This is a genomic window from Granulosicoccus sp. 3-233 (assembly GCF_052681095.1).
Genome location: NZ_JBQYLE010000001.1, coordinates 305,597 through 324,144, shown reverse-complemented (window position 1 = coordinate 324,144; position 18,548 = coordinate 305,597). Strand labels below are relative to the sequence as shown.

Here is an 18,548-nt window from a genome sequence, read left to right as displayed (position 1 = left end):
AAGGGTGCAAACAATGACAAGCGGCTATCACAATACAGACAGCTCGTCGATCGAAAGGCTGCTTCTGGCGCTGGACGACGAAGCAGATTTTCTGTCACCTGAGATTACCGACAAGCTGGCGCTGACACGTCATCACATCGCCACGAACGCTCAACGCAGGTGTACGACAGACACGGGAAAGATCAGCCATCGGCAACGGATTGCGCGTCATCTGGAGAGCATCGGGCAGACACTGCATGGCAATCGTCCTCTCGCCACGGCATTGGGCAGTATCGGAATCGCATCATTGACCACTCTGATGGTACTCAGCGTCGGTGACATGCAACAAAACCCGGCTCCCTCCATGGACATGAGATACCTCGACAGCGCGCAAACCCCACATCAACCCGTCACACAGACAGATTCCCCCTCCCTGCAGGCTGCGGCCTTCGACACTGAACAGACCGATCACCTGCACTTGATCAGTTCGGAGGAAAATCTCGATCTGGTCGGCTCGGTGGACTTTCTGTTGTGGCTGGAAGCTCAACAGGGATGAACACGAAAATGCACTTGAAGACCATTACTCGGCTCATGACCGTCATGGCACTGTGCCAGCCAGGCCACCTGCTGGCAGCACCATCGTGGCAGGAACTCGACTCACAACAACAGCACATGCTATCCGATCTGGTGGACACCTGGGATCACCTGGATGAACAGCAACGCGAGGACCTGCTGGTCGATGCGACAGACTGGCTGCAGATGAACCCGGACGAGCAGACACAAGGTGGTAGTCGCCTGGAGCGCTGGCAATCGATGAGCGATGAAGAACGCTCGACACTGCAACGACAATTCCATACCTGGCAATCCCTGGACGAGCCTCGCAAGCAACGTCTGCGTGAGCTGTATGACATCTACAGTGCCCTGCCTGAAGACCAGCGTCTCGAGCTGCGCAAGCGCTTCGAACAGGAAAGAACAGAATCCGGACAGCGGCAGAGTGACAGTGGCTCACGGTCCGCCGGGCAAGACGAGTCGAGCAAGGGATCGGACGAGTCCGGTCGAACGAACAAGCAATCGTCCGATAACAGCAACAGCAACAGCAACAGCAACAGCAACAGCAACAGCAACAGCAACAGCAACAGCAACAGCAACAGCAACAGCAAGGATCGTGACGGAAGTAGCGGAAGTAGCGGAAGTAGCGGAAGTAGCGGAAGTAGCGGAAGTAGCGGAAGTAGCGGAAGTAGCGGAAACAGCGGAAGTAGCGGAAACAGCGGAAACAGCGGAAACAGCGGAAACAGCGGAAACAGCGGAAACAGCGGAAACAGCGGGAGTGGTGGAAGCAGTGGTGGAAGTGGAAGTGGAAGTGGCGGTGGCGGCGGAGGCGGTCGCTAGGTACGGCTACGCCTCAAGGACAATACCCGCCTCTTCACGATGGGTCACGATGTCCCTGCCCGCATGACGATCCTCGCAACACCGTTTGCCGCTCTCCACGAATGCTCATCGTTTTCCCGTCCATTCAGCAGCCCCTTGCCCGCCTGCTTCACCACGACGCACGCTGCGTGGTGACAAGCCGTGGAACTGCGTGAAACGGCGACTCAGATGAGCACCGTTGGCAAACCCTGTTGCCAGGGCAATGTTCTCCACCGACCAGGGTGTCGACTTCAGCAGTTCATTGGCCTTCTGCAGGCGTAGCTGCCGATAGAACTGTACAACGCTGGTTCCCAGCTGTTGCTGAAAGAGGCGGTTGAGTTGCCTGGCTCCAAGATCGGCAAGGCTGGCAAGTTGCGACAGCTCCAGTGGATCAGCCAGATGGTTTTCCATTGCCTCGATACTCAGCAGAACCGCACCATTATCGACACCATATCGTTCCGCAATGGTGGCCCTCTGTGCAAGCTCGGCTGGCCGGATATCAGTCTGGACAAACCATTCACTGATCTCGCCCGCCAGCACCGGTCCATGCTGCTCGGTAATCAGCGCATGCATCATGTCAAGCGCCGCGGTTCCCCCGGCACAGGTCAGGCGATCACGGTCACGAACATACAGGGAGCGCTCGATGATCAGTTTCGACGAGACTTGAGCAAGGGCCTGGGCATGTTCCCAGTGCACCGTCATGCGCCTGCCCTCCATGATGCCTGCCCGAGCCAGTATCATGGGCCCTCCGGATACCCCGCCCACCAGCACAGGTCTGCCCGCCTGCAGACGCAACCATCGATTCAATACCGGACTGTCGATGGCTGATGGATCGCCTCCCGCCATCACCAACACCAGATCCAGCTCGGCAGACTCGTCCAGCGGCATGGTTGCGGACACATGTGCGCCGGAAGAACTGTACGAGGACTCACCCTCGATCGCGAGATGTTGAAGCTCATAAAGGGTCTGCCCCGCCAGCAGATTGCAGGCACGCAGTGGTTCCATGGCCGAGGCATAGGACAGCAGCGGAAACCCATCGATCAACACGAATCCGACCCGGTAAGGTCTGGTAGCAGCAACAGCAGCAGGAATGTCCATTACAGACAAGTGTACGTCCATCAGAGACATACACAAGTGGCAATATTTCGTTCATTCTCTTGCATCTGTTCAACAGCCGGTGTCGACCATGCGCTACTCCGCATTGAAAATCATCAAGGAAGGTCTGACCGGTAATCGAGGCTGGCGACCGACGTGGCGCGAACCGGAGCCCAGAACCCACTACGATGTGATCATCGTCGGCGGCGGCGGCCATGGTCTGGCCACTGCCCACTATCTGGCCAGTGAGCATGGCATTACCAATGTCGCCGTACTGGAGAAGGGCTGGATCGGCTCGGGTAATGTAGGTCGCAATACCACCATCGTGCGATCCAACTACCTGCTGCCGGGCAATGAGCCGTTCTACGAACTGTCCATGAAGTTGTGGGAAAACCTCGAGCAGGAACTCAACTACAATGCCATGATGTCGCAACGCGGCATCGTCAATCTGTATCACAGCGATGCCCAACGAGATGCCTATGCGCGACGGGGCAATGCCATGCATCTGGCAGGCGCCGATGCAGTGTTGCTGGACGAAGCCGGCATTCGCGAACTCTGTCCATTTCTCGATCATGACAACGCCCGCTTTCCAATCAAGGGAGGCTTGCTGCAACCCCGCGCGGGTACCGCTCGTCACGATGCGGTTGCCTGGGGCTATGCCCGGGGGGCCGACAGCCGCGGCGTCGATATCATCCAGAACTGCGAAGTCACGGGCTTCGTCATGAACAATGGCGTCTGCACGGGAGTGGACAGCACTCGCGGCCGTATCTCCGCCGGAAAGGTTGCCGTGTGTGTGGCAGGTTCTTCGGGCCGGGTCATGGAAATGGCCGGCATGCGACTGCCCATCGAAAGCCATGTATTGCAGGCTTTCGTCACAGAGGGCCTGAAACCCGTCGTTCCCGGGGTCGTGACGTTCGGCGCAGGGCATTTCTACATCAGCCAGTCGGACAAGGGTGGGCTGGTATTCGGCGGAGACATCGACGGCTACAACTCCTATGCGCAACGAGGCAATCTGCCAACGGTCGAGGATGTCTGTGAAGAAGGCATGGCCATCATGCCCATGATGGGACGAGCACGAATGCTGCGCATGTGGGGTGGCATCATGGACATGTCCATGGATGGTTCACCCTTCATCGACAGGACACCAGTGCCTGGCCTGTATTTCAACGGTGGCTGGTGTTATGGCGGCTTCAAGGCAACACCGGCCAGCGGTTGGTGCTATGCCCACCTGATCGCCACCGGACAACCCCACGAAACCGCGGCAGCCTACCGACTCGATCGCTTCATGAGTGGCGCTGTCATCGACGAGCGCGGTGCCGGCGCACAACCCAACCTTCACTGAACACGACGCGACATGCTGATCAATCATCCATTACTGGGTCCGCGCGATGCATCAGAGTTCGTCTATCTCGGCGATGCCAGTCTCATCAAGCGTCCCGATGCCTCGGCGGCCAATGCATCACGGCAATTCCATGATTACCTGCACCTGCGCGACAATCCGGCAGGTCTGCATCGCGAACTCTGGTTTCACGAGCAAGGTGATCGCTCCTGGCTGGTCGTGACTCGCAATACCCTGACTCACGAAATCACCCACGTGGAGCTGGCCCGGGATGTAGCCATGGCCTGGCAAGCGTCCAGTGGAGAAGGCTGCGCATGAAGGCCAGCCACTCCGGATCTGCTCGCATCGGCAAGGGATTGCTTGATCCCGCCCAACCGGTCAATTTCCAGTTCAACGGGCGCAGCTATACCGGCCTGCAAGGGGACACGCTCGCCTCTGCCCTGCTCGCGAATGAACAGCGCCTCATCGGTCGCTCGTTCAAGTATCACCGACCTCGTGGCATTTTCTCGGCGGGTGCCGAAGAACCCAATGCCCTGGTCGAACTCGGTAGCGGCGCCTATCGGGAGCCCAACACCCGGGCAACGGTCACCGAGCTCCATGAAGGTCTGGAAGCTCGCAGTCAGAATCATCGTGGCCCCCTGGCCTTCGACATCATGGCGGTCAACGACTACCTGTCGCCGTTTCTGAGTGCCGGCTTCTACTACAAGACCTTCATGTGGCCGAAAGCCTTCTGGGAAAAGGTCTACGAACCGGTCATCCGTGCGGCAGCCGGTCTCGGTTCTCTGTCCATGGAGGAAGATCCCGATACCTATGACAAGGGCTTTCTGCACGCTGACCTGCTCATCGTGGGTGCTGGCCCCAGTGGGCTGGCAGCCGCCTTGACGGCCGGGCGTGCCGGGCTTCGCGTGATCATCGCCGACGACGATTTCCTGCCTGGTGGCAGACTCAATGCCGAGCAGATGCTGGTGGACGACATGCCCGCTTCGCAATGGGCCGCCACCAGCCATGCCGAACTGCGTGACATGCCCAATGTGCGCTGCCTGCTGCGTACCAGCGTCTATGGCGCATTTGATCACGGCATCTACGGCGCACTGCAACGCTGCACCGACCATCTGCCCGACAGATCCGGCAGCAAGCCCCGTCAGATACTGTGGCGCATCTACGCCAGGCAGACACTGCTGGGAGCTGGCGCTACCGAACGTTCCATTGCCTTCGCCAACAATGATCGCCCCGGCATCATGCTCGCGGGTGCCGTACGAACCTATGTCAACCGTTTCGGTGTGGCACCCGGCAAGCAACTTGCCGTGTTCACCAACAACGATGATGGCTGGCGTACGGCGACAGATCTGTACCGTGCAGGCATCGAGCTTGCCGCTGTCATCGATACCCGACCCATTCCGGCCCTCGCGAATCTGCCGGGTGTTCGCATCGTCATGGGCGGCCAGATCGTCGCGACTCGCGGCAGACTCGGCCTGCGGTCAATCACCTTGCACGACGGCCAGAGAATCGACTGTGACTGCCTGGCGGTTGCCGGAGGCTGGAGCCCCAATGTCCACCTGACCTGTCATCAGCGAGGACGCCCGATCTGGCGCGAGGATATCGCCGCCTTTGTACCTGGCACGGAGCTGCCTGTCGGGATGAAAGTCATGGGCGCCGCCAGTGGCTCACTGAGTCTGTCGGCAGCCCTGCACGAGGGCCACCGGGCTGCTGCGGAGGCTGTCGCTGATGCCGGACTTGCCGTTACCACAACTTCGGCACCGGTCGCAGAACAGGAGTCTACCCGCATCACCGCCTTCTGGCAGGTCTCCGCAAGCCGCGGCCGTGCCTGGATCGATCTGCAGAACGATGTCACCACCAAGGATATTGCCCTGTCCTTCAAGGAAGGATTCCGTTCGGTGGAACATCTCAAGCGTTATACCACGCTCGGCATGGCAACCGATCAGGGCAAGACGTCCAACGTCCTGGGACTCGCCGTCATGGCGCAGCTCAGCGGCAGAAGTATCGAAGACACGGGCACCACCATCTTTCGCCCGCCCTATACCCCGATCCCCATCGGGGCTCTGGCAGGTCGTTCCCGCGGCAAGCATTTTCGACCGGTACGCCAGACACCCAGCCATCAATGGGCCCTGGACCATGGGGGTGACTTTGTCGAAGCCGGTCTCTGGCTTCGAGCCCAGTGGTACACCCGCGAGGGTGAAACACACTGGCGTCAGAGTGTCGATCGCGAGGCCGCGCAGACTCGTCGCAGCGTGGGCGTGTGTGATGTCACCACCCTTGGCAAGATCGATATCCAGGGCCGGGATGCAGCCGCCTTCCTTGATCGTGTCTACGCCAACACCTTCTCCACCCTGGCCGTCGGCAAGGTGCGCTATGGCCTGATGCTGCGCGAGGATGGCTTTGTCATGGATGACGGCACCACGGCAAGGCTGGGAGAAACACACTTCCTGATGACCACCACCACCGCGAATGCCGTCAGCGTCTATCGTCATCTGGAGTTCTGTCGCCAGTGCCTGTGGCCCGAGATGGATGTGCACCTGATCTCGGTAACCGAGCAATGGGCGCAATATGCCATTGCCGGGCCGCAGTCACGAGCCCTGCTCGAAGGCGTGGTGGATGCCCCCTTCGATATTTCCAATGAAGCCTTTCCGTTCATGGCCTGCGCCGAACTCACGGTCTTCAACGGTACGCCTGCCCGCCTGTTCAGAATCTCCTTCTCGGGCGAAATGGCCTACGAGCTGGCAGTACCGACCCGCTACGGACACGCTCTGATGGAAGCTTTGATGGAGCACGGCAAGGCCTTCGATATCGTGCCCTATGGCACCGAAGCCCTGGGCGTCATGCGAATCGAGAAAGGTCACGCAGCAGGCGGCGAACTCAACGGCCAGACCACTGCGGCCAATCTGGGCCTCGGTCGCATGGTATCCACCCGCAAGGATTGCATCGGTGCTGTCCTGTCCAGGCGTCCGGCCCTGAACAACGATGATGGCCTGCAACTGGTGGGCTTCATGCCGGAAGACAGTGCTCAAACTCTGCACGCGGGAGCGCATTTTCTTTTGCAGGACGCAGAAGAGACAACCGCCAGCGATCAGGGCTGGATGAGCTCTGTGGCCTATTCACCGGTTCTGGGCAGCTCCATCGGCCTGGGCTTCATCATCGATGGATCCAATCGGCTTGGCGAACGTATCAAGGCATATGACCCGGTGCGCGGCGAAAGCCAGACTGTGCGTATCGTTTCACCTCACTTTGTCGATCCCGATGGAGAACGTCTGCGTGGCTAACTCGACTCTCAAGGCAAGCTACCCACTCGACAGCCTGGATACGCTGATTGCCGATACTCGGCTTTCCGCCGTCGAGAATCTGGATATCATATCCGTCGCTTTACCGCGTATCCTGCCACCCGAGAAAGCCGGAGAAGCACATGACAATCTCGAGAAGCAGCTGCAGACCTCATTCGGCCTTGCGTTGCCGGCGGTCGGTGCTCTGAGCCGTAACGGCGAGGAGTATGCCCTGCTCGGCTTGCAGCCCGGACTGTGGTTTCTCGTGACCAGCCGCAGAACACCGGAACCGGCCAGAAACCTGAAAACCGTGTTGAGAGATACCGCCTATCTGACGGATCAGTCGGACAGCTGGGCCATACTGGACATCGCAGGTCCCCGGGCGCAAGCCGCTCTGGAACGAATCTGTGCAATCGATGTCGACAGATCCGCGTTCGACGAAACTCGGGTTGTCAGGACCATCATGGAACATCTGTCCGTTGTCCTCGAACGTCCCGAGCCGGAGCGCTTCAGACTGTATTCCCCGGTCTCATCGGCTCAGAGCTTCCTTCACTCGGTCAGGGTTTCCGTGCAGAACGTCGTCTGACGCCTGTTTGACGACAGTCCCGCCTCAGCTCCTGACAGCGCAGAACCGGTCGGCAAGGGCCATCAGATCGACTGCCACGTGGTCCGGTTCCGGCACCTGCTCCACATGCAGTACGGCATTGTGCGGGCGCTGTATGAAAGCAGCCTGACAGCCGGCCGCCTGGGCACCGATCGTATCCCACAGATGACAGGCGACCATGCACAGCTCGGAGCTGCTCACCTGCAACTTCTCGGCTACCATCTCGTAAGTGGCCGGATGAGGCTTGAACTTGCCGACCTCCTCCACAGTGAAATGATGGTCGAAGCAATCACTGATACCTGCCCGCTCGAGCGGCGTCGGTGAGGGTCCGGGCGCTGAATTGGTCAGTGTTACCAGAGTGAATCCGGCCTCCTTGAGCCGTGCCAGTCCCGGCGCAACGTCAGCATGGGCTGGCATCTGGCCGAACAGTCGCTTGAGTTCTGCCACGTCATCATCGGTGACTGCCACCAAGTGGTTGTCCCCGACCATACGCAGGACACCGGCCGCCAGCGCGCCAAAGGGTGTGTAGATGCCAGACAGGGTGATGGACTGAGAATAGAGGATCAGCTCGGGAAACCACTCACGCAATACGGCTGCATCGCCGAACAGGCGCTGAAAGAAGGGTTCGAGTGTCGAGATATCGATCAAGGTCTCATTGACGTCGAAGACCAGGGTGGAAACGGGCGTCTTGTCCGGCATCGGCTTGTTCCTGTCATGACTGAAATTCCTCCGCACATGCTATCAGCATGACGAGGCTGTCGAGTCTTGCCTGCCCATGGTTGTGGCAATTGCACGGCAACGCGTCGCCACGGGGTTCCATGCCGAATACTTGCCGAGCATTTGCCGAATGAACGGCGGCAAATGATCAACGACAGGTGTTTTATTATCAGGAATATAGTTTTCCCCTGTTGAAACTTTCATCTGCCAGTGCTACTGTCAACGCAACTGTCAGACTCAGGCTTCAGGGAACCATGTGCGGAATAGTCGGTTTGTATCTGAAGAATGAAGCGCTCTACCCTCGACTGGGCGCCTTGTTCAAACCCATGCTCATCGAAATGACCAGTCGGGGTCCGGACTCCGCCGGTGTGGCCATCTACCGCAACCCGGTAGCAGAGGGCGAGATCAAGTTCTCTCTGGCGCACGAACGCAGTGATCACGATTGGCCTCGGTTGGCAGATGCGTTGGCCACCGAGCTTTCCTGCAACACACACATCACTCGCAAGGATACCCATGCCATTCTTGTCACCGACGGCGATGAACAGGCAGTTCAGACATGGCTGATGCAGAATGCCAGTGATGTACGCGTGGTAGGACGCGGTAACAGCGTCGAGATATTCAAGGAGACCGGACTGCCCGAAGAGGTGTACGCCCGCTTTGAACTGGAAGGCGCACAGGGGCGTCACATGATCGGCCATACCCGAATGGCGACGGAGAGCGCTGTCACCACCGCAGGCTCTCATCCCTTCGCCACGGGCGCAGATCTGTGCCTGGTACACAACGGCTCACTGTCCAATCACAATCGTCTGCGAGAGGAACTCAAGCGCAAGGGAGTCGGCTTCAGTACCGAGAACGACTCTGAAGTCGCTGCAGCCTATCTCACCTGGAAACTGCAACAAGGCATTTCGTTGAAGGATGCCCTCGAACAGGCACTGGACGATCTGGACGGCTTCTACACCTTCTGCATCGGCACCGGTAATGGCTTTGCCGTTCTCAGAGACCCCATTGCCTGCAAGCATGCCGTTCTGGCAGAGACCGATGACTGGGTTGCCATGGCAACGGAATACCGGGCCATCGCCACTCTGCCGGGCGCAGAAAACGCCCGAATCTGGGAACCCCGCCCGGCCACCGTCTATGCCTGGGGTGCCGAGACACTGGAAGGCTTGAGCATGAAGCCTGCAGATCCCATGACAGCAGGAGCCGCCTGATGAAGCAACTCGATCTCAAGGCGGAAGGCCTGCGAAAGATCAACAGCACCCTGCAGAACGCGATCCCTGAGGACGATGGCAGAGACTGGACAGTAAGCAACCCGATGGGCCAGCACGCCATCGCCTGCGGCCTGAATGCAGAGTTGTCCGTCACTGTCGACGGCAATGCCGGATTCTATTGTGCAGGCATGAATCAGAAGGCCGATGTGACCATCAAGGGTCATGCTGGTGTCGGAGTTGCAGAAAACATGATGAGTGGCATGGTTCGCGTCACCGGCAACGCCAGCCAGTCAGCCGGTGCCACCGGTCATGGCGGATTGCTGGTCATCGAGGGAGATGCTTCATCCCGCTGTGGCATCTCCATGAAGGGCATCGATATCGTTGTCGGTGGCTCGGTAGGTCACATGTCCGGCTTCATGGCGCAGGTCGGCCATTTGGTGATCTGTGGTGATGCCGGTGAAGCACTGGGAGACTCGATCTATGAAGCCATTCTCTATGTCGCAGGCGATGTCGAGAGCCTCGGTGCGGATTGCATCGAAAAGGAAATGACGGCTGAGCACGAGAAAACCCTGTCAGAGCTGCTCGCTCGCGCCGGCATGGAGCAGGATATCAAGCGGTTCCGTCGCTACGGTTCGGCCAGAAAACTGTACAACTTCGATGTCGATCACGCCGGCGACTACTGACACCTCCGGCAAGCCCGAATCGTCAAACGCAACACGTATTTCAAAGGCGATTTGACAGGCTCCGACTCCTATCGATCACACCCCGGCAATCCACCGGGTGAACAGGCAGACATCAATGGACGAGAACATTCCACGCGTAACACCACGTCACTCAGCCACATTCGACGCCTATACCCTGTCGGAAATTCGCCGCGCGGCCAGTACCGGCATCTACGACATTCGCGGCGGCGGCGCCAAACGTGCGCTACCGCATTTCGACGATCTGCTGTTTCTGGGGGCGTCCATCTCGCGCTACCCGCTGGAGGGTTACCGAGAGCGCTGCGGCACCAACGTCGTACTCGGCAGCCGCCATGCCAGCAAGCCACTGGAACTGAAGATCCCCATTACCATTGCCGGCATGAGCTTCGGCTCACTGTCGGGCCAGGCCAAGGAAGCTCTGGGACGTGGTGCCAATGCCGCTGGTACTTCCACCACCACGGGTGATGGTGGCATGACGGCCGAAGAGCGTGGCCATTCGAAACTGCTGGTCTATCAGTACCTGCCTTCCCGCTACGGCATGAACCCGGATGATCTGCGCAAGGCCGATGCGATCGAGGTGGTGGTCGGTCAGGGTGCCAAACCCGGCGGTGGCGGCATGCTGATGGGGCAGAAGATCAATGATCGCGTCGCCAGCATGCGCAGTCTGCCCAAGGGCATTGACCAGCGATCAGCCTGCCGCCACCCGGACTGGACGGGCCCGGATGATCTGGAAATCAAGATACTCGAATTGCGCGAGATCACCAATTGGGAGAAACCGATCTATGTCAAGGTTGGCGGCTCGCGACCCTACTACGACACCGCCTTGGCGGTGAAGGCCGGGGCCGATGTCATCGTGGTCGATGGCATGCAAGGGGGGACTGCGGCAACCCAGAATGTCTTCATCGAACACGTTGGACAACCGACTCTGGCCTGCATCCGTCCAGCCGTGCAGGCACTGCAGGATCTGGACATGCACCGCAAGGTGCAGTTGATCGTCTCCGGGGGCATCCGCAACGGCGCCGATGTGGCCAAGGCCATGGCGCTTGGAGCCGATGCAGTCTCCATTGGCACCGCCGCACTGATTGCCATGGGTGACAACGACCCGATTCACGAAAGCGAATACAACAGGCTTGGCACGACAGCAGGCGCCTACGACTCCTGGCACCTCGGGCACGACCCGGCGGGCATCACGACGCAGGAACCGGAACTGGCAGCACGCCTCGATCCGGTCAGCGCCGGACGTCGCCTTGCCAACTACCTGCAAGTCATGACACTGGAAGCGCAAACCATCGCGCGTGCCTGTGGCAAGAACCACTTGCACAACCTGGAACCGGAAGATCTGTGCGCTCTGTCGGTGGAGGCCGCAGCCATGGCCCGAGTGCCGCTGGCGGGTACCTCCTGGGTGCCCGGACAGACGCCGCTCTAAGCCGGGCAATGCCGGGGCCAGGCCGGTCAGTCGAGCGCCACATCGCAAGACCGATTCAGATACACAGTCCAACAAGCAACAGGTAAATGAACGGCATGACACTCGATCTGACAGACTACGCTGAAAAGCACGGCATCAATTTCTTTCTCTTCAATTTCACCGATCTGGCGGGCACCCAGCGTGCAAAGCTGGTTCCTGCCGGTGCTGCCAGCCGAATCCAGAAAAACGGCGCAGGATTCGCTCCCTTTGCCAGTTGGCTGGACTACACCCCCGCCCACCCGGACATGCTGGTCATTCCGGATACCGACTCGCTGATTCAGCTTCCCTGGAAAACCGATGTCGCCTGGCTGGCCGGTGACTGCTGGATGGATGGAAAACCTGTCGGGCAGGCGCCTCGCAACGTACTGAAGACACTGCAAGCCCGGTCCGTGGAGCAGAACATGCTTCTGAAGACCGGCGTGGAGCCGGAGTTTCATATCATCTCGGCTGACGGCAGCAGTATATCCGACGAACGCGACACGCAGATCAAGCCCTGCTATGACCAGTCCGCCATCATGCGACGACTGGACGTGATCGGAGAAATCAGCCTGGCCATGACACAACTGGGATGGAATCCCTATCAGAATGATCACGAGGATGCCAACGGACAGTTCGAGATCAACTGGGACTTCAACGATGCCCTGACCACAGCCGACCAGCTCGCCTTTTTCAAGTTCATGGTCAAATCCATCGCCGAGAAACACGGGCTGCGCGCAACCTTCATGCCCAAGCCATTTTCACACCTGACCGGTAATGGTTGTCATGTTCATGCCTCGATGTGGTCGGCAGATGGACAGCTGAATCTGTTCAGCGACCCGAATGGAGAGCTGGGACTGTCCGAGACCGGCTACCACTTCATCGGCGGTCTGTTGCAGCACAGTGAGTCAATGGCCGCTTTGAGCAATGCCTCGGTCAACTCCTACAAACGCATCAACGCCCCGGTCACCACCTCCGGGGCAAGCTGGTCACCCAGCTCCATCACCTTTGGCGGCAACAACCGCACCCACATGATTCGTATCCCCGACGAAGGCCGGATCGAACACCGCCTGCCCGACAACAGCGCCAACCCCTACCTGCTGATGGCGGGTATCCTCGCAGCCGGGTTGCACGGCATTCACAACCGGACATCACCCGGTGAACGACTGGACATCAATATGTACACGGACTCGCATCTGGCTGGCGATGTCAGGCAGTTGCCGCTGAACCTGCTGGATGCCATTCGCTGTTTCGATGCGAATACCGAACTGAAAAATGCCCTGGGTGAGGAGCTCAGCCAGGCGTACATCAATCTGAAGACCGACGAATGGAACCGCTATTCGCAGTCGCTGTCGGCGTGGGAGCGGGAGCACACCCTCGATTGCTGACGCGTTCATCGCGTATCACGACAGTAGCTGAGCCCATCAGGACTCTCGCGAATCTGTCATTCATCCAGTCCGCTTGCAGCGTGCTGCGTACTCGATTTCGGGTAGGTGATGATTGACAGATAACGAGCCGGCAACTCCAGCAAACCATGCGGCCCATGCGGTGCATCGGCATCGAAGAACAGTGAATCACCCGGCTCCATGAGATAGGTATTCTGTCCGTGGCGGTATTCGACCCGCCCTTCCAGAAAATACAGGTATTCCAGTCCTTCATGCTGGAACGTGGGAAAGACATCCGATTCGGTATTCAAGGTGATCATGTAGGGCTCCATGACCACACCGCTCTGGTTGGGCCCCAGAACACCAAGCAACTGGTATTGATGCCCAGCGCGACTGCCACGTCGTTCCGCCGTGACCCCCTCTCCACTCTTGACTTGTACGGCCTGACGATCTTCCTCGAAACGTCGCAGCAGTTGCGACATGGGGATGCCCAGAGCCTGAGATACCGCATTCAGGGTGGTCAGCGAAGGCGAAGTCAGGCCGTTTTCGATTTTCGAGAGCATGCCGATGGAAATTCCACTCTCTTCTGCCAGGTCTGCCACCGTGATTCCCGCATGCTTGCGCAGAGCCCGGATTTCATGGCCTATGGCCACTTCCAATTGCCGCTCCCCCGGTGCACGCACGGCGTGCGGATCCTGATCAAGTGTCTGCCCGGACGTCTTCTGCCGCTTGCGATGAGTGGCCACTGCCACGGTTTTCTTGTTGACCATAGGTGCAGCCTGATCATGATGTCTTCGAACCTGGAGGACATCGCGGATAGATGGAAGCAGGCCAGACTCGAACAGACGCGGCCCGTGGACAGGAATCCAGCATAGCATATCGACCGTCAGGCGATGTCTGTCAGAGTTGGCGTAGAAGCCCTGAAATACGCACTGTTTCCAACAGATTCCGACACGGGTCAGAGTAGTCATGTCGTTCTGTTCGGGCGGGAAATGTCTGAATTCGAAAATCGAACAGAACTTCAATCTGCCTCTGGCGTCCGTGTCGCAGCAACTGTCACGCCTCTTGTTCGAACACCAAGCGGCGACCCGTCCACGGCAGTTGCCAGATTGCCAGGCATACAGGCATACAGGCATTCAGGCATTCAGGCATTCAGGCAACCAGGCAACCAGGCAACCAGGCAAACAGGCAACCAGGCAAACAGGCAAACAGGCATTCAGGAACCCTTGACCCTGATGGCATCGTTCTTCCGGATACTGATGAGCTCCCTGTCCTCGATGTACTGTTCCATCAGCTCGTAGATGGCGGGACCTTCCACGCCCTCATTGACCGAACCCCACCCGGCAACCACGTAGGACCGTGAGGCATCGATCAGTTCACCGGTCTCCAGCAGCGTCATGTCACTGATTCTCGACCCCATGGAAGCATGAGGATCGCAGGTGTATCCCATGCCACCCACCCTCACCATGTCGCCACCCTGCTGATAATACGGATCCTTGTTGAACAGGTTGTCACAGACATCCTCGAGGATCTCATGCAATTGAGCACCCGTGAGTTCCAGACGGTATACCGAGGGATAGCTGATGGCAGTCTGGTTGTAAAGCTCATCGATGGTGATGTCATCACCCGGCAGAACCGTGGTTCCCCAGCGAAACCCCGGACTCAGCGCAAGCTGCGCATCGCGTTTCTCCATCATGCCTTCACAGATCAGATCATCCCAGGTTCCGTTGAAATTGCCGCGACGATACAACAGCGATTCCGTTTTGCCGATGACCCGGCTGGTCTCTTTCTCGAAGGGTGCACGAACACGATCGATCTGCGCCTTCATCTGCGCATCCGGTGTGATGACATCCGCGAACACCGGAATCAGGGCGGAATTGTAGTCCACGATCCTGCCATGCTTCACGTGCAGATCCACCCGACCGAGAAATCGGCCATGTGAGCCACTGGCGAGGAGCAACGTCTTTCCGACCTTGATGGCGCGGGGAATCGCATCGTGGGTGTGTCCAGTCAGAATGACATCGACTCCCCTGATGTCCGCGGCCAGCTTCCGATCGACATCGAAGCCATTGTGCGACAACAGCACAACCACCTCGGCGCCTGATGCTCTGGCCGCATCGACATTCTGCTGCAATGCGTCGAGACGCAGACCGAATGACCAGTCAGGAACCATCCAGCGTGGATTGGCAATGGGTGTGTAAGGCATGGCCTGACCGATAACTGCGACCCTGACCCCTCCAGCCTCGCGCAGGACAGTGGACTCGAAGACAGGTTCCTCCCAATCCCTGTCAACGATATTGCTGGCCAGAAAGGGATAATTCATGGAATCGATGATTTCCAGCACACGCTCCTCACCGAGTGTGAATTCCCAATGACCGACCATGGCATCCGGCTTCAACAGTGCCATGCAATCCACCATATCCTGAGCAGCGGTATGCAAAGCGGTATAGGAGCCCTGCCAGGTGTCTCCTCCATCGAGCAGCAACACCCTGTCATCACCCCGTTCGGCTCGAATGTATCTGACCAGGGTGGCGATCCTGTCCAGCCCACCCAGGCGGCCATAGGCGCGTGCCATGTCCACGTAATCGACCATGGTATGTGCATGCGCCAGTGCGCTACCTCGCGACAGCCCGAAATGCGCCAGGAAGTCCTCCCCGACCAGATGTGGTGGAATGCCTGCATGGTCTCCGACACCGATATTCTCGGACGGTGCTCGGCAGTAGACGGGCTTGAGTTGGGCATGAAGGTCTGTGAGGTGCAACAGAGTGATCTGCCCTCTGGCGTCAAAGGCCAGCAGATCATCCTGCGTCAGGCTCTGCTGCGCGGCAACACGGCTGAGCCCGCCACTGAATCCGGTGAGCGCAGCCGTCACCGATGCCCATTGCAGAAAGTCGCGGCGAGTCATCATGATCGTCCTGCTGCCTCTGAGTGCCTGACAAGCAGTGTCAGCGCGTCTACTGCCTGACTGCCGGGGTTTCGACCGACAGCCCCTGACTGCGCCAGGTGGTGTAGACCTCCAGCGCCATCAGTTCATCCGAGAAGGCGTCAGGGATCTCGGCACGCGTGTCACGAATGCATCCACGAAAACGATTGTGCAGCGAAACCAGTGCGCTCTGCTTCAGACGGTAGGTGGGAAACCCGTTGACGTTGCCCTGGCTCAGATGATCCGCACGGATATGCTTGCCATTGTTCCGTTCATGGCATGACGCGCAGGAAAGATCGAGTTGTCCCTTGCGCGTGTAATACACCTGGCGACCACGCTCCCACCAGACTTGCATTTCTCCTTCATCGACATCGATCCTGACTGGTTCGCCCATCGCCTGATTCTTGATGAAGGCTGTCAACGACTTCTGCCTGTCCTCGTCGAAAGCATAAGCCTCGGCGCCCATGTTCTCGACCCGGCATCGGTTGATACGCTGCTCGATATTGATGGGTTTGCCATTCTCCCTGTCCCACCCTGGATAGGAACTGGCAGCCGATACCATCGATACCGAGGCATCATCGTGGCAGGACGCACAGGACTTGCCTTCGGTACCTTCCACGGTATTCCAGAGATCCTCGCCTTCTTCCACCGCCAGCATGCCGGGATTTTCAAAGGAATCAGCCTGCAGGGCCCGGGTGGATTCGGTTCGGTAATGCCAGCCGGAGATGACTTCCGGAAAGGGGTGACCATCGACCGATTCCGTGCGCGTGATCATCTCGATCTCGCCATCGATCAGCAAGGGGCCCTCACTGGGATCAGCCAGCGAAAGGCGGGAGACCATGCCGTTCAGGCTGCCGGCACACAGCAGGAGGATCAGAAACCGTCGGCTCACATGCATCTCCGAGGACAGGGTGAAGACATCCTATTTCAGTGCGATATCCTGGGTCAGTTGCGTGACTTCCCCATCGTCATCCACCCAGGTAAAGGTGAAGGTGCCCGCTTCCGTGATCTTCGCCTTGAACTCGAAGTAGGGATTGGCCGACACAGCCGGCTCCATGTCGCAGGAGAACACCGGTTTGCCATTGAAGGTGCAGGTGAAGCGATTGATGATGTGACGGGGTATGGGGTTGCCATCGTCATCCTTGCGTTGCCCGGACTCCATCGTGTGGCTGATGAGGGTCTTCAGGGTAATGATCTCCCCTGCTGCGGCACTGCCGGGTACTTTCACTCGTGCTTTTGCTGCCATGATTGCTGTCCTGTCGAGTCTTGCTCAGCCGCCGCAACCACCAATCGTGACCTTGACATGGTTGGTGGCGGTGAACACTTCACCTTTGCTCGTTTTCGCTATCGCCAGCACGTTCTGGGTTCTGGCCAATCGTATCCGCGTGGAAGCCAGCGCTTCACCACTGGCCGGACTGAAATGAAACCGGGCAACGGCTGCGTTGGGATTGTCATCGGCGAGAATGATCACCGACTCGACATGATCGTCTTCACTCATCGGACGATCGACACTCACACTGACCGGGACACTATTGCCGTTCTCGGCGATCTCGGGTGTGGTCAGTTTCACGACACCTGGCACCGCAGTCTTGCCACCGGTGAACTCATTCATGGCCTGCTGTACATCCTCGACCGAGGCCAGAACCCGAGAACTTCCCAGCAAGCCCGCCACGGCCATGCCGGCAGTCACGTTCAGCGTTCTGTCCAGAAATTGCCGTTTGCTTGTATCCATGTTCCTGTCTACCGCTTCGTGGAGTTACTGCAGGGTGCCGAGGTAGGCAACGACATCCTCGACCTGCTGCGCTGTAAGAATGGTGACTCCGATCAGATCCTCGCGAACGTTCTCGCCCACCTCCAGGGAATAGAAGCCCGGCATGATGCTCTCATCGGTGAAGACCGCCTTGGCGTTTACCACGATGGTCCGCAATTGCTCCGGCTGCCAGCGAGCCGCGACACCATCGAGTGCCGGTCCGATTTCACCATGAAACAACTCTTCGGAGAGGTCGCTGTTGACGTGACAGGCCAGGCAATTGCCCAGTGTGCGATCGGCAAACACCTTGCGTCCTTCAACCGGATCACCAGCCTGTGTTGTCAGGGGCCTGTCGATTCGCAGATTCTCGATGGAGACTTCACCGGGGGCGACGACCTCAGCACGAGCCACCGTCATGCAGGCCACAATGGCACAGCCTGATAGAAGCCGCTTGTACAGTGTCATCGTGACTCCCCGAGAATCGCATTGTAACGTCGCTGATGAACGACAGTCACAGTTGTCATTTCTGACGATAACGCGGATCGCACCATGAATCAACAGATAGATTCATGCAGGCGAATGTGTCTGTTTATCAGTTTTCGGTTGCACGCTCGTCACTTGGCCGAAGCCAGCATCCAGCCGTCTGAAGGGTACAGCCTGGTCACTCAGCAAAGGTATCCAGATCACGTGTAGCTGCCACTGCATCGGTATGCAATGAAAAACC

The 18,548-nt window shown here is 58.6% G+C and carries 18 protein-coding genes; 10 read left to right on the top strand and 8 right to left on the bottom strand.

Annotation, left to right across the window (positions count from 1 at the left end; genetic code table 11):
* The first annotated feature begins 13 nt into the window (after positions 1-13).
* Positions 14-535 (top strand): hypothetical protein, encoded by a 522-nt coding sequence (locus ACUNV4_RS01465; protein ID WP_430876704.1) that lies wholly within the window; start codon positions 14-16, stop codon positions 533-535.
* Between the two features lie 14 nt (positions 536-549).
* Positions 550-1,368 (top strand): DUF3106 domain-containing protein, encoded by an 819-nt coding sequence (locus ACUNV4_RS01460; protein ID WP_430876703.1) that lies wholly within the window; start codon positions 550-552, stop codon positions 1,366-1,368.
* A 105-nt stretch (positions 1,369-1,473) separates the two neighbouring features.
* Here ACUNV4_RS01460 and ACUNV4_RS01455 read toward each other — a convergent pair whose 3' ends face one another.
* Complete coding sequence (locus ACUNV4_RS01455; protein WP_430877399.1) at positions 1,474-2,484, bottom strand: GlxA family transcriptional regulator; 1,011 nt, start codon at positions 2,482-2,484, stop codon at positions 1,474-1,476.
* A gap of 88 nt (positions 2,485-2,572) precedes the next feature.
* Between ACUNV4_RS01455 and ACUNV4_RS01450 the strand changes: the two genes are divergently transcribed.
* From ACUNV4_RS01450 to ACUNV4_RS01435, 4 genes are read left to right on the top strand one after another with little or no spacing between them, the layout of a single operon-like run.
* Positions 2,573-3,823 carry a sarcosine oxidase subunit beta family protein gene (locus ACUNV4_RS01450; protein ID WP_430876702.1) on the top strand — a complete coding sequence of 417 codons (1,251 nt, stop codon included), beginning with the start codon at positions 2,573-2,575 and terminating at the stop codon, positions 3,821-3,823.
* Between the two features lie 12 nt (positions 3,824-3,835).
* Positions 3,836-4,138 (top strand): sarcosine oxidase subunit delta, encoded by a 303-nt coding sequence (locus ACUNV4_RS01445; protein WP_430876701.1) that lies wholly within the window; start codon positions 3,836-3,838, stop codon positions 4,136-4,138.
* Positions 4,135-7,098 carry a sarcosine oxidase subunit alpha family protein gene (locus ACUNV4_RS01440; protein WP_430876700.1) on the top strand — a complete coding sequence of 988 codons (2,964 nt, stop codon included), beginning with the start codon at positions 4,135-4,137 and terminating at the stop codon, positions 7,096-7,098. The genes ACUNV4_RS01445 and ACUNV4_RS01440 overlap by 4 nt, the downstream gene beginning before the upstream one ends.
* Positions 7,091-7,681 carry a sarcosine oxidase subunit gamma gene (locus tag ACUNV4_RS01435; protein WP_430876699.1) on the top strand — a complete coding sequence of 197 codons (591 nt, stop codon included), beginning with the start codon at positions 7,091-7,093 and terminating at the stop codon, positions 7,679-7,681. Before ACUNV4_RS01440 ends, ACUNV4_RS01435 begins: the two co-directional genes overlap by 8 nt.
* A gap of 24 nt (positions 7,682-7,705) precedes the next feature.
* Here ACUNV4_RS01435 and ACUNV4_RS01430 read toward each other — a convergent pair whose 3' ends face one another.
* Positions 7,706-8,398 carry a haloacid dehalogenase type II gene (locus tag ACUNV4_RS01430; protein ID WP_430876698.1) on the bottom strand — a complete coding sequence of 231 codons (693 nt, stop codon included), beginning with the start codon at positions 8,396-8,398 and terminating at the stop codon, positions 7,706-7,708.
* Positions 8,399-8,670: 272 nt separating this feature from the next.
* On the opposite strand from ACUNV4_RS01430, the gene ACUNV4_RS01425 reads away from it, so the two are divergent.
* From ACUNV4_RS01425 to glnT, 4 genes are all read left to right on the top strand, one after another.
* A complete protein-coding gene (locus ACUNV4_RS01425) occupies positions 8,671-9,624 on the top strand; it encodes a class II glutamine amidotransferase (protein ID WP_430876697.1) in 954 nt (317 codons plus the stop codon).
* A complete protein-coding gene (locus tag ACUNV4_RS01420; protein ID WP_430876696.1) occupies positions 9,624-10,307 on the top strand; it encodes a GltB/FmdC/FwdC-like GXGXG domain-containing protein in 684 nt (227 codons plus the stop codon). The genes ACUNV4_RS01425 and ACUNV4_RS01420 overlap by 1 nt, the downstream gene beginning before the upstream one ends.
* Positions 10,308-10,422: 115 nt before the next feature.
* Complete coding sequence (locus tag ACUNV4_RS01415; RefSeq protein ID WP_430876695.1) at positions 10,423-11,751, top strand: FMN-binding glutamate synthase family protein; 1,329 nt, start codon at positions 10,423-10,425, stop codon at positions 11,749-11,751.
* An 86-nt stretch (positions 11,752-11,837) separates the two neighbouring features.
* A complete protein-coding gene (gene glnT / locus ACUNV4_RS01410) occupies positions 11,838-13,154 on the top strand; it encodes a type III glutamate--ammonia ligase (protein WP_430876694.1) in 1,317 nt (438 codons plus the stop codon).
* Between the two features lie 56 nt (positions 13,155-13,210).
* Here glnT and ACUNV4_RS01405 read toward each other — a convergent pair whose 3' ends face one another.
* From ACUNV4_RS01405 to soxX, 6 genes are all read right to left on the bottom strand, one after another.
* A complete protein-coding gene (locus ACUNV4_RS01405) occupies positions 13,211-13,921 on the bottom strand; it encodes a helix-turn-helix domain-containing protein (protein WP_430876693.1) in 711 nt (236 codons plus the stop codon).
* 446 nt (positions 13,922-14,367) lie between these two features.
* A complete protein-coding gene (soxB, locus tag ACUNV4_RS01400; protein WP_430876692.1) occupies positions 14,368-16,059 on the bottom strand; it encodes a thiosulfohydrolase SoxB in 1,692 nt (563 codons plus the stop codon).
* A 46-nt stretch (positions 16,060-16,105) separates the two neighbouring features.
* Positions 16,106-16,966, bottom strand: a complete 861-nt coding sequence (soxA, locus tag ACUNV4_RS01395; protein WP_430876691.1) for a sulfur oxidation c-type cytochrome SoxA — start codon at positions 16,964-16,966, stop codon at positions 16,106-16,108.
* A gap of 30 nt (positions 16,967-16,996) precedes the next feature.
* On the bottom strand, positions 16,997-17,320 hold the full coding sequence (soxZ, locus tag ACUNV4_RS01390; protein ID WP_430876690.1) for a thiosulfate oxidation carrier complex protein SoxZ: 324 nt from the start codon (positions 17,318-17,320) through the stop codon (positions 16,997-16,999).
* A 24-nt stretch (positions 17,321-17,344) separates the two neighbouring features.
* Positions 17,345-17,806, bottom strand: a complete 462-nt coding sequence (gene soxY / locus ACUNV4_RS01385; RefSeq protein ID WP_430876689.1) for a thiosulfate oxidation carrier protein SoxY — start codon at positions 17,804-17,806, stop codon at positions 17,345-17,347.
* A gap of 24 nt (positions 17,807-17,830) precedes the next feature.
* Positions 17,831-18,289 (bottom strand): sulfur oxidation c-type cytochrome SoxX, encoded by a 459-nt coding sequence (gene soxX / locus ACUNV4_RS01380; RefSeq protein ID WP_430876688.1) that lies wholly within the window; start codon positions 18,287-18,289, stop codon positions 17,831-17,833.
* Between the last annotated feature and the right edge of the window lie 259 nt (positions 18,290-18,548).